The organism is Pseudomonas brassicacearum (assembly GCF_003732265.1).
Classification (GTDB): Bacteria; Pseudomonadota; Gammaproteobacteria; order Pseudomonadales; family Pseudomonadaceae; genus Aquipseudomonas; species Aquipseudomonas brassicacearum_D.
Map to the genome: position 1 here is coordinate 546,381 of NZ_MOBK01000006.1, position 13,230 is coordinate 559,610.

The 13,230-nt window shown below is 60.7% G+C and carries 3 protein-coding genes; 1 reads left to right on the forward strand and 2 read right to left on the reverse strand.

Features of this window, described 5'->3' with window-relative positions:
• Nucleotides 1–177 precede the first annotated feature (177 nt).
• A complete protein-coding gene (locus tag BK660_RS15300; protein WP_123433977.1) occupies nt 178–9,594 on the forward strand; it encodes a retention module-containing protein in 9,417 nt (3,138 codons plus the stop codon).
• Nucleotides 9,595–9,996: 402 nt separating this feature from the next.
• On the opposite strand, the gene BK660_RS15310 is transcribed toward BK660_RS15300, so the two are convergent.
• Both BK660_RS15310 and BK660_RS15315 read right to left on the reverse strand, forming a co-directional pair.
• A complete protein-coding gene (locus tag BK660_RS15310) occupies nt 9,997–10,356 on the reverse strand; it encodes a DUF6124 family protein (RefSeq protein WP_123433978.1) in 360 nt (119 codons plus the stop codon).
• Between the two features lie 403 nt (nt 10,357–10,759).
• Nucleotides 10,760–12,682 (reverse strand): hypothetical protein, encoded by a 1,923-nt coding sequence (locus tag BK660_RS15315; RefSeq protein WP_185045093.1) that lies wholly within the window; start codon nt 12,680–12,682, stop codon nt 10,760–10,762.
• Between the last annotated feature and the right edge of the window lie 548 nt (nt 12,683–13,230).

The following is a 13,230-nucleotide window of genomic DNA, read 5'->3' on the forward strand; positions in this document are numbered from 1 at the left end:
CACAGTCGCGGACATTGCCGGTGAGCGCCACGCTGGGCGAGGACATCGCCAGGGCAGCGGCTTACTCAGGTAAACGCGCCCTGCAGGCGATCCGCGCAGCCACCTGCTTTCAAACCATGAGCACGTTCTTCGCTAATAACAGGATGCCGACAGCGGTTGGCAGCGGAGGAAATGCACATGGCTACGCTCATCGGTATCGTCAGTAAAGTCATTGGTCAAGTGTTCGTGGTCGCGAGCGACGGTACCCGGCGCGCGGTGATCGAGGGCGATCGATTGTTCGCCGGCGATCAACTGGTCACCGGGGCCGAAGGCGCGGTGGCGGTCCATCTGCAAAATGGCCAGGAACTGACCCTCGGGCGTGGCAGCAGCATGGAGATGAATCCCCATCTCCTCGCCAATGAATCACCGCATGTCGGCACTTCAGAAGCGGTAACACCGAGCGAAGCACAACTGACCGATGTCGAGCAGCTGCAAAAAGCCATCGCGGCGGGCGCTGACCCGACGCAGACCGGTGAAGCCACTGCGGCCGGGCCAAGCTTCACTGCGGCTCCCAATGGTGCGCAGGGCGGTGGCCACAGTTTTGTCATGCTCGAAGAAGTGGGCGGGCGGGTCGATCCGACAATTGGCTTCCCGACCGCTGGATTTGGCGGCATTCCCGAATTCCCTGAAGAACGCCATAACGCCGACGTCCAGCAGAACGCCGACGGCACCCCGGCCGTTATCGCGCCACCGGTAACGCCGGTCAACAACCCGGTCACGCTCAATGGCCTGTCGGTGGCGGGTGGCGAACTGACCGTCAACGAAGCCAACCTGGCCGACGGTTCCGCGAGCAATCCGGGCGCGCTGACCCAGAACGGCACGTTCACTGTGTTGGCACCGGACGGGCTGAACAGCCTGAGCATCGGCGGTATCAACGTGATCACCGGTGGCGTGGCGATTGGCTTTCCGCAGTCGATCACCACACAACTGGGCAACACCCTGACCATCACCGGCTACAACCCGGCCACGGGCGTGTTGAGTTACAGCTACACCCTCAACGGCAACGAAACCCATTCGGCCGGCGACGGCGCGAACGCCCTCAGCGAGCAGTTCACCGTAGTCGCTGGCGACAACAACGGCGACACCGCCACCGGCACGCTGGACGTCAACATCACCGACGATGTGCCCAAGGCTGTCGATGACAGCAACGCCAATACCGCCTCGGAAACCCTGCTGACCCTGACCGGCAGCGTGCTGCCAAACGACACACAAGGCGCCGACCGCATTCCGACGGGGCCCAACAGTGGGCCAGTGATTGGCGGCACCTTCACCGGCACCTACGGCACCCTGGTGCTCAATCCCAACGGCACCTACACCTACACGCTGAACACCAGCGATGCTGATTTCAAAGCATTGCATGGCGGTGGCAGCGGCACGGAAACCTTCACCTACACGCTGACGGATGCTGATGGCGATACCAGCACGGCCAACCTGGTGCTGCAGATCCATAACAACGATGACCCGGTCACGATTGGTGGCCTCAACATCGAGGGCGGCGAACTTTCCGTCTTCGAGAAAAACCTGAGCCTTGGCAGCTCACCGGATTCTGCTGCGCTGACCCAAAGCGGCACCTTCACCATCACCGCCCTCGACGGCGTGCAGACCCTGAGCGTCGGCGGGATCAACGTGGTGGTCGGCGGTGTGTCGTCCGGCTTCCCGCAATCCATCACCACCCCGCTGGGCAGCACGCTGACCATCACCGGTTTTGACGCCACCACCGGCGTGGTCAGTTACAGCTACACCTTGGCCGATAACGAAGCCCATCCGACCGGCAACGGCGCGAACACGCTGCCTGAGCAATTCGCCGTGACCGTGGTCGACGACAACGGCACCACCGCCAACGGCACGCTGGATGTGAACATCGTCGACGACCTGCCCAAAGGCGTGGACGACAGCAACGCCGGCACCGCGTCGGAAACCCTGCTGACCCTCAACGGCAACGTCCTGACCAACGACGTGCAAGGCGCCGACCGCGTGACCGTCGGCGAAAATGCCGGTCCGATCACCCCGGGTACTTTCGCCGGGACTTACGGCACTTTGGTGCTGAACGCCAACGGCACCTACACCTACACCCTGAACACCACCGACGCCGATTTCAAAGCGCTGCACGGCGGCGGCAACGGCACCGAGAATTTCACCTACACCATCACCGATGCCGACGGCGACACCAGCACCGCCACACTGGTGCTGCAAATCCATAACAACGACGATCCGGTGACCATCGACGGCCTCAACGTCAACGGCGGCGAACTCACCGTCTACGAGAAAAACCTCGGCGACGGCAGCAGCCCCGATGCGCCAGCGCTGACCCAAAGCGGCACCTTCACCATCACCGCCCTCGACGGCGTGCAGACCCTGAGCGTCGGCGGGATCAACGTGGTGGTCGGCGGTGTGTCGTCCGGCTTCCCGCAATCCATCACCACCCCGCTGGGCAGCACGCTGACCATCACCGGTTTTGACGCCACCACCGGCGTGGTCAGTTACAGCTACACCCTGGCCGATAACGAAGCCCATCCGACCGGCAACGGCGCGAACACGCTGCCTGAGCAATTCGCCGTGACCGTGGTCGACGACAACGGCACCACCGCCAACGGCACGCTGGATGTGAACATCGTCGACGACCTGCCCAAAGGCGTGGACGACAGCAACGCCGGCACCGCGTCGGAAACCCTGCTGACCCTCAACGGCAACGTCCTGACCAACGACGTGCAAGGCGCCGACCGCGTGACCGTCGGCGAAAATGCCGGTCCGATCACCCCGGGCACTTTCGCCGGGACTTACGGCACCCTGGTGTTGAACGCCAATGGCACCTACACCTACACCCTGAACACCACCGACGCCGATTTCAAAGCGCTGCACGGCGGCGGCAACGGCACCGAGAATTTCACCTACACCATCACCGATGCCGACGGCGACACCAGCACCGCCACACTGGTGCTGCAAATCCACAACAACGACGATCCGGTGACCATCGACGGCCTCAACGTCAACGGCGGCGAACTCACCGTCTACGAGAAAAACCTCGGCGACGGCAGCAGCCCCGATGCGCCAGCGCTGACTCAAAGCGGCACCTTCACCATCACCGCCCTCGACGGCGTGCAGACCCTGAGCGTCGGCGGGATCAACGTGGTGGTCGGCGGTGTGTCTTCTGGCTTCCCGCAATCCATCACCACCCCGCTGGGCAGCACGCTGACGATTACCGGTTTCGACGCCACCACCGGCGTGGTCAGTTACAGCTACACCTTGGCCGATAACGAAGCCCATCCGACCGGCAATGGCGCCAACACATTGCCAGAGCAATTCGCCGTCACCGTGGTCGACGACAACGGCACCACCGCCAACGGCACGCTGGATGTGAACATCGTCGACGACCTGCCAAAAGGCGTGGACGACAGCAACGCCGGCACCGCTTCGGAAACCCTGCTGACCCTCAACGGCAACGTCCTGACCAACGACGTGCAAGGCGCCGACCGTGTACCCACCGGCCCCAACGCCGGCCCGATCACCGCCGGTACGTTCACGGGGACTTACGGCACTTTGGTGCTGAACGCCAATGGCACCTACACCTACACCCTGAACACCAGCGATGCCGATTTCAAAGCGTTGCACGGCAATGGCAACGGCACGGAAACCTTCACCTACACCATCACCGATGCCGACGGCGACACCAGCACCGCCAACCTGGTGCTGCAAATCCACAACAACGACGATCCGGTGACCATCGACGGCCTCAACGTCAACGGCGGCGAGCTCACCGTCTACGAGAAAAACCTCGGCGACGGCAGCAGCCCCGATGCTCCAGCACTGACTCAAAGCGGCACCTTCACCATCACCGCTCTCGACGGCGTGCAGACCCTGAGCGTCGGCGGGATCAACGTGGTGGTCGGCGGTGTGTCGTCCGGCTTCCCGCAATCCATCACCACCCCGCTGGGCAGCACGCTGACCATCACCGGGTTCGACGCCACCACCGGCGTGGTCAGCTACAGCTACACCCTGGCCGATAACGAAGCGCATCCAACCGGCAACGGCGCCAACACATTGCCAGAGCAATTCGCCGTGACCGTGGTCGACGACAACGGCTCCACCGCGAATGGCACGCTCGACGTCAATATCGTCGACGACCTGCCAAAAGGCGTGGACGACAGCAACGCCGGCACCGCTTCGGAAACCCTGCTGACCCTCAATGGCAACGTGCTGACCAACGACGTGCAAGGCGCTGACCGCGTACCGACCGGCCCCAACGCCGGCCCGATCACCGCCGGTACCTTCACCGGGACTTACGGCACCCTTGTGCTGAACGCCAACGGCACTTACACCTACACCCTGAACACCACCGACGCCGATTTCAAAGCGCTGCACGGCAATGGCAACGGCACGGAAACCTTCACCTACACCATCACCGATGCCGACGGCGACACCAGCACCGCCAACCTGGTGCTGCAAATCCATAACAACGACGATCCGGTGACCCTCAACGGTCTCGATGTGTACGGCGGCGAGTTGACCGTCTACGAGAAAAACCTCAGCGACGGCACCAGCCCGAACACCCCGGCACTGACCCAGAACGGCACCTTCACCGTGACCGCGCTCGACGGCCTGCAAACCCTCGATGTCGGCGGCATTCATGTAGTGGCCGGCGGCGTGGCGGCTGGCTTCCCGCAGTCGATTGTCACGGCATTGGGCAACACGCTGACCATCACCGGGTTTGACCCGGTCACTGGCGTGGTCAGCTACAGCTACACCCTGGTGGATAACGAAACCCATCCAAACGCCAACGGTGCCAACAGCATCACCGAAAACTTCAATGTGGTGGCAACAGACACCGACGGCAGCACCGCGAGCAACCAGCTCAACGTCAACATCGTCGATGACCTGCCCAAGGCCAACCCGGATCACACTTCGGTGGCGGAAGGCGCAACAGTCACCGGCAACGTGCTGGATAACGACATCGGCGGCGCCGATGGTCCGGCGGCCAGTGGCGCGGTGATCGGTGTGCGGGCCGGCAGCGACACCTCGACCTCGGCCATCGGTGGCCTGGGCTCGAACATCAATGGCACCTACGGTTACCTGACGCTGGATGCCAACGGCAACGCGACCTATCACAGCAATCCCAATGCGGTGAACGGTCCGGGCGCCACCGACGTGTTCACCTACACCGTGCGCGATGCCGACGGCGATGAAAGCACCACCACCATCACCATCGACGTCTCGAACAGCTGCATCGTCGCGGCCAGCGACACCGACGTGACGGTCTACGAAAAAGCCCTGGACCTGACCAAGGACGGGCAAGACCTGGCCGCTGGCACCGTCACCGGCAGCGACCCGACCAGCACCGGCGAAACCGCCAAGGGCACGCTGGTGGGTTCGGTCACCGGCGCGGTCGGCGCGATCACCTACACCCTGGTGAGCAGCGCCACGGGCAACTATGGCCAGATCCAGCTCAACCCAAATGGCACGTACACCTACACCCTGACGTCGCCAGCGACGACCACGCCGCACGCGAACGACGGCGCCAATACCCTGACCGAAAGCTTCACCTACCAGGCCACCGATTCGCTGGGCAACAGCACCACCAGCACCATCGTGGTGAGCATCGTCGATGATGTGCCAAAAGCCGTAAACGACACGAACCTGGCCACCGCGACGGAGAACGCGTTGACCCTCACTGGCAACGTCCTGACCAACGACACTCAAGGCGCGGACCACGTCGCGACCGGACCGAATGCCGGGCCGATCACGCCTGCCACGCTGAATGGCACCTACGGCACCCTGGTACTGAATGCCAATGGCACCTACACCTACACGCTTGACACCAATGATGCCGACTTCAAAAACCTGCACGGCGGCGGCAATGGCACCGAAACCTTCACCTACACCCTCACCGATGCCGACGGCGACACCAGCACCGCCACGCTGGTGCTGAACATCCAGAACGCCAACGACCCGGTGGTCCTTAACGGCCTGAACGTCAACGGCGGCGAACTCACCGTCTACGAGAAAAACCTCAGCGACGGCACCAGCCCCAACACCCCGGCGCTGACCCAGAGCGGTACTTTCACCGTGACCGCGCTCGACGGCCTGCAAACCCTCGACGTTGGCGGCATTCATGTGGTGGTCGGTGGCGTGGCGTCGGGCTTCCCGCAGACCATCACCACGGCGCTCGGCAGCACGTTCACCGTCACCGGATTCAATGCCACCACAGGCGTTGTGAGTTACAGCTACACCCTGGTGGATAACGAAACCCATCCAACCGCCAATGGCGCCAACAGCATCACCGAAAACTTCAACGTGGTGGCCACCGACACCGACGGCAGCACTGCGTCGGGTCAGATCAACGTCAACATCGTCGATGACCTGCCTACCGCCGCGCCGAACACGGCGAGTGCGGCCGAAGGCGCGACGATCAACATCAGTTTGCTGGGCAACGACGTGTTTGGCGCCGACGGTCCGGCTGCCGCTGGCGCGGTGATTGGTGTGCGAGCGGGCAGCAACACGTCGACCTCGGCGGTCGGCGGGCTGGGCACCAATATCAATGGCACCTACGGCTACCTGACCCTGGATGCTGCCGGTAACGCCGTGTACCACAGCAACCCGAACTCGGTCGGGCCAGCGGGCGCCACCGACACGTTCACCTACACCATTCGCGATTCCGATGGCGACGAAAGCACCACCACCATCACCATCAACGTCTCCGACACCGGCCTCAAAGCCGTGGTGGACCAAGATGTGACGGTCTACGAAAAAGCCCTCGACCTGAACCAGGACGGTCAGGACCTGGCACCGGGCACCGTCACCGGCAGCGACCCGGGCAATACTGGCGAGACTGCCTCCGGGACGCTGGTCGGTTCGGTCACCGGCGGCAGCGGCGCGCTCACCTACAGCCTGGTCGGCAGCGCCACGGGCACGTACGGGCAACTCTTGCTCAACCCGAACGGCACGTACACCTACACCCTGACCTCGGCGCCGAAAACCGCGCCGAACGCCAACGACGGGCCCAACACCCTGAGCGAAAGCTTCACTTACAAAGCCACCGATGCCCTGGGCAACAGCACCACCAGCACCATCGTCGTCAACATTGTCGATGACGTGCCGAAAGCGGTGGCATCGGATCGCTCGGTGGCGGCGGTGGAAATCGACACCAACCTGCTGATCGTGCTCGACATCTCCGGCAGTATGGTCGACCCCTCTGGCGTGCCGGGCCTGTCGCGGCTGGAGCTGGCCAAACAGGCCATCAGTGCCTTGCTCGACAAGTACGACGACCTGGGCGATGTGAAAGTGCAGCTCGTCACCTTCAGCAGCAACGCCACCGACAGAACCACGGTGTGGGTCGACGTGGCGACCGCGAAGTCGATCCTTGCCGGTCTGACAGCAGGCGGTGGCACCAACTACGATGCGGCTGTGGCCACCATGCAGACGGCGTTCAATACGTCCGGCAAACTCACGGGTGCACAGAACGTCGGCTACTTCTTCTCCGACGGCAAACCCAACGAAGGCGACATCGGCACCGCTGACGAAACGGCGCTCAAAGGCTTCCTCGACGCCAACGGCATCAAGAACTACGCGATCGGCCTGGGCAGCGGCGTGAGTAACGCCAACCTCAACCCGTTGGCCTATGACGGCAGCACCCACACCGACACCAATGCGGTGGTGGTGACCGATTTAACCCAACTCAACTCGGTGCTCTCGGGCACTGTGGTCGGCGCGCCGGTCACCGGTACGTTGTTGGAGAACGGTACGTTCGGCGCCGATGGCGGCTTCATCAAAACCCTCACGGTCGACGGCACCACGTACACCTTCGACCCGAAAGGCAACGCCAACCAGGGTTCGCTGAACTTCAGTGGCGGCGCCAACCACGGCACCTTCAACACGGTGAACAACAGCATCAGCATCGCCACCAACAATGGCGGCACGCTGGTGGTGAACCTCGACACCGGCGAGTACAACTACACCTCGCAAAAAACCACCGCGGTGGTCATCACTGAAAACATCGGCTTCACCGTCAGCGACAACGACGGCGATCTGGCCAGCTCCACGCTGACGGTCAAAGTCATTCCGAACGCGGCACCGGTGGCGGTCGATGACCACATCATCACCAACGTGCTGTCGGGCAACATCGTGGTGCCGGGCGAGCTGTTGCTGGCCAACGACACCGATGCCGACAAGGATCCGCTGACCGCATCGCCGACCAACTTCACCACCGGTTGGGTGGCCAAGGGCGCGGACTTCACCGGCAGCGGTGCGATCAATTTCAAAGGCACCAATGACAACGCGGCCAACCAGGCCCTGGCGGACGTGCGCAGTGCCTTTTCCGCCAACACCGCCGCGATGACGGCGCTGCTGGTGGTCAGCGGGTATCTGGGGCAGGTGGCTGCCAACAACGCCAATGATGAAGACCTCATCACCGTGAAACTGAAAGAAGGTGAAACCCTCAACCTGGATCACAACCTGGGGGCCGGGCATATCACCATGGAGTACTCCGTCAATGGCGGCGCCTTCATCAGCATCGCGGACGGCCAGACGATCACTGCGACCTCGGATGCGACCTATCAGATCCACATCACCAACATCGAAAACACCAGTGGAGGCAACGCCAAAGGATCCGAAAACTACCAGTTGACCATGACCGTCAACTACGCCGGCGCCCACGACATCGCACCGGACGCCCACGGCACCTACACCGCCAGCGACAACCATGGCGGCAGCGACACGGCGGGCGTGACCATCAGCTACCAGGATGGCCACACCCTCACCGGCACTGCGGGCGATGACACGTTGATAGCAGGCACCGGCAACAACGTCATCAATGCCGGCGACGGCAACGACGTGCTCACCGCCGGCACCGGCAACAACGAACTGCATGGCGGCGCCGGCAATGACTTGCTGTTCAGCGGCACCGGTAACGACCTGCTCGACGGCGGTACCGGCATCGACACTGTGAGCTACGCCCACGCCACGGCCGGGGTCACCGTCGACCTGAGCCTGCTCACCCCGCAAAACACCGGCGGCGCTGGCACCGACACCCTCACCGGAATCGAAAACCTGGTCGGTTCCAACTTCAACGACAGCCTCACCGGCGACAACAACAGCAACATCATTAATGGCGGTTTGGGCGATGACATCCTCAACGGCGGCGGTGGTGATGACTTCCTGATCGGCGGTCTGGGCAACAACACCCTCACCGGCGGAGCAGGGGCCGACACCTTCCAGTGGCTCAAAGGCAACAGCGGCCACGACGTCGTCACCGACTTCACCCCCGGCACCGACAAGCTCGATCTGTCGCAACTGCTGCAGGGTGAAAACGGTACGTCGGCGTCGCTGGATGACTACCTGCACTTCAAAGTCACCGGCAGCGGCGCTTCACTCGTCACCAGCATCGACGTCAGCGCCATGGCCGGCGCCACGCCGAACCAGACCATCGACCTGGCCGGCGTCAACCTCGCCAGCCACTACGGCGTCACGCCGGGGGCGGGCGGTGTAGTGGCGGGCGGGCACGATACGGCGACCATCATCAATGGCATGTTGAATGACCATTCGTTGAAAGTGGACACCGTGTGACCTGAGGGCTGAAACGACAAAACCCGCCATTCCTGGGTCAGGAGTGGCGGGTTTTTGGTTGTCTGTGAGAACGCAATCGCGAGCAGGCTCGTTCCCACAGTTGTTTGATGTCGTTCACATATTTTATGTTCACTGAAGGTCCAGTGTGGGAGCGAGCTTGCTCGCGATGAGGCCCGACCAACTCCCACAAAACTCTACTACCAACCCGGTCATTGTGGCGAGGGGGCTTGTCGGAATGCCGCATCACCCCGTTCGGCTGCGCAGCAGTCGTAATCCAGATAGTTGCGGTTTAACTGACAAACTGCGGTGAATGGTTTTAGGGTCGCTTCGCAACCCAACGGGGCGATGCGGCGTTCCGACAAGCCCCCTCGCCACAGTCCAGCTCCTGACCATGGAATATGGCTAGCTGTGCGGGTCGATGTTATCCAGCATCCGGTTCACCGCCATTTCTCCCAACATCACGGAGTTTTGAATGCCCAGCAGTGTGTGGCGCTGTGTGCCGTTCAACTGCCCCGCGAAATCACTCAACATCACACTCGCCGACGCCAACGTTTCACAGGCATTCACCAGCAAGGTTTCGTTATCGGTGTCGGGCCCGACGAAGTAGATCGTGCTGGGTTTGCGCGGGGTGTCTTTGGGGATGACCGGTTTGAGGTAGTAATCGAGGGCGCGGTCGGCGGCGGTGTTGAGCTTTTTGGAATCGGTGGATTCGTAGGGGGAAACGTCGTCGGTTTCGGGTGGGTTGGGTGTGATCTTGAACATGGTGAAACTCCTTGATGATTTGGAGCCTTCACCCATCGCTGCTAAACGAAGAGGTGGCGGCTGTACGCGGGTTAGCAGACCAGGGCATCAAGGAACCCGGCGCACCGAAGTGCCCCACGCATAGCCGCCATAACGTATGGCGATACTGATGCACCTTGATGTTTCCGAGCTGCTAAACCCGATCACTGATTTGTCAGCGACCGGGAAACAATAGAGACCCGAGTCAAGGCGCACAAGCCGGCGGATTCTGGCGCAGTCGTAGGCAACGGCGCAAGGATGTGTAGCCTGAGTGAGTGTCTGGAGGTGTCTTTTAAACATCGATGTTTAAAACTTACTTAGCTACTGGGGACGAAAGAAGGGCGGGTAAATAAATGCACTCCCCACTTTCTCCCCATTAATGGATTTATCGCACAGTGATGACATCCAGGAACAAGTCATTTTTATTGGTTACTTGAAATGATTTTATTCTGCCGTCTGGGTCCGTGAAGGTAACGTACGCGCTTTCGAATAACTTGGTGTAAGGCAAGTGCGCATAACCCAAGGTATTACCCGCTTCGTCCCAGTAAATGACCGCGTTATTTTCTTGTAGTTGGTGAGAGTCGATCAAGAAACTTACATAGGAAGCTGGTTCGGGGAAAGTGAAGCGCACGGTCCCTAGCATGCCAAGCGTTACCGCTCCAAGTAAAGCTGTGTAATGTTGGCCGGGCTGGAGGTGGGAGTTTGTTAAATATATCGTCCCCCCTAAATGTAAGAGGCTGATTTTGCTAGGGAGGGTATATGGGACATTCGGCGTAAAATCAACAAGAGGTGAACTGTCGAAGTTCTCGAAAGCGGTAAATGAAGCCCGTTTATCACCAAACATTAGTTGCAGCAATCCGGAAAACACTTCCACTTCACCCGGGTTGGTTACTGTGCTTTGCACGGTCAAAGGGGTACTGGCGTAGGGGGCGATGTATTTGGCTGGCACCCCGAAGGTGATGGGTTGTGTTGAGTCGGTAACGATCTGTTGGAAAATGAACAGTGCCTTGATCCCGTCCTGATCGGTGGTTTGCCAGTAAAGTTTGACGATCGCGCCTTTTTTCAAAGGCCAGTATTCGGCGACCTGCACCGTGGCCGTTGCGGTGTCGACCGGCAGCTTGTTGTCTACCAGTGGTGCAACAATCGGCAGACCCAATGGTTGGGACGTGCCAGTGAACGTGGCATCGGCGGGCTTCGAGCGCTGGGTCTTGCCTGCCTTGGTCAATGTGTAGGTGGCCCGCGCTGAACCGCCAATCAGGTTGCGCACCCACTCGTTCGATACCGGAAAGTCCACGGATCTGCTCGCAGCGGCCAGCCTTACGCTGAACGTGTGGGTGAGCGGGTCGCCACCTTTGGTGAGCCCTTCCAGGGTCAGTTCGATCAGATCGCCGATTGCAAAGACACCGGTGACCAGGATCACCATGGCTTCGCCTGCGAGGCCGTCGTGGTTCACCACATTATCTGGATCGGCCTGTTCAAAAATCGGTGCGGTCAGCAACACCATGCCGGGTTTGAACGTAAGGATGAGCGCATCCGACCAGCCGCTGGTGTTCTCCACCTTGTCGGACACTTCCCAGCGCACCATCAGGCTGTTAGTGGGCGCCAGCTTGGCGAGCAGTTCCGGGGTTAGCTCAAAGACTACATCGCCTAATTCGGTGACTGTGCTCTCCAGGAGCAAAGACCCGAAGGCAAGCACCACCACATCACCGATGGACTGATTGAAATACTCCAGCACGGTCACGAACATGCCGTCATCGATCACTGTCTGATCGACGACGCTTTCCGAGGCGACAGGCAATTTGAGGCCTTGGTTGAAAGGCTTTCCGCCGTCGGGGTCCGCTTCACCCGGCGGCGGGTGTTTGTAAAGCAACAGAACGGGCGGCGATTGTTCATTGCCGTTGCCGCTCACGCGCTCCATAGCGAACCAGAATGGCTTGTTCTCGGATTGGAGGAACTTGGCTTCCATGACTGTGGTGGGAATATAGAAGGGAATGTTTTTCGCGATACCTTCAGCATCGAAATGCGCTTCTGTGACCGGGAACTCAGCGACGGGCGCGTTTGTTGTTTCGATGTAAACCCTGATGTAGTCGCCGATGGCCATATTCAGATAGGCGAGGATGTACACCAGCAAGCCGTCACGGTCGCCGTGCACCATATTGATATTGATCCCCAATGCACCGTCGTTCTGCGGTTTGAAACCAACAGGGTAGGGCGGAGCGACGGCCAGCACACCAATGCCGGGCTCGGGCGGGAATACAACGACTTGTCCATTGGTCGCGAGGTCAGCGTTGGTCATTGGGCTATTCATGAGTACGCACCTTCCATAGAGGCGCCTGGCTGTCTGAATGGGCGGCACCGATTGAATGGATTAGATAGTCGGAATAAGTGTTTGCCTACTGTCAGATCTGACAGGTGAGACCCTGTTTAAGACGAGCGGTCTCGTCACTATTCATTGAAGGTGGACATTGTGTGACCGGAAGTCTGAAGCGACAAAACCCGCCATTCCTGGGTCAGGAATGGCGGGTTTTTGTTGTGTGTGACACCGCTATCGTCGGAACGCCGCCCGGAGCAAGCTCGCACACAGGGGATTTTTGTCGTTCACATATTTTGTGTTCAACACTAAAACCTGTGGGAGCGAGCTTGCTCGCGATGAGGCCAGACCAACTCCCACAAAACTCTACTACCAACCCGGTCATTGTGGCGAGGGGGCTTGTCGGAATGCCGCATCACCCCGTTCGGCTGCGCAGCAGTCGTAATCCAGATAGTTGCGGTTTAACTGACAAACTGCGGTGAATGGTTTTAGGGTCGCTTCGCAACCCAACGGGGCGATGCGGCGTTCCGACAAGCCCCCTCGCC

Bases quoted from the DNA above. Each gene is read 5' to 3' on its own strand.
- BK660_RS15300 (WP_123433977.1), top strand. From the start codon at position 178: ATGGCTACGCTCATCGGTATCGTCAGTAAAGTCATTGGTCAAGTGTTC.
- BK660_RS15310 (WP_123433978.1), bottom strand. From the start codon at position 10,356: ATGTTCAAGATCACACCCAACCCACCCGAAACCGACGACGTTTCCCCC.
- BK660_RS15315 (WP_185045093.1), bottom strand. From the start codon at position 12,682: ATGAATAGCCCAATGACCAACGCTGACCTCGCGACCAATGGACAAGTC.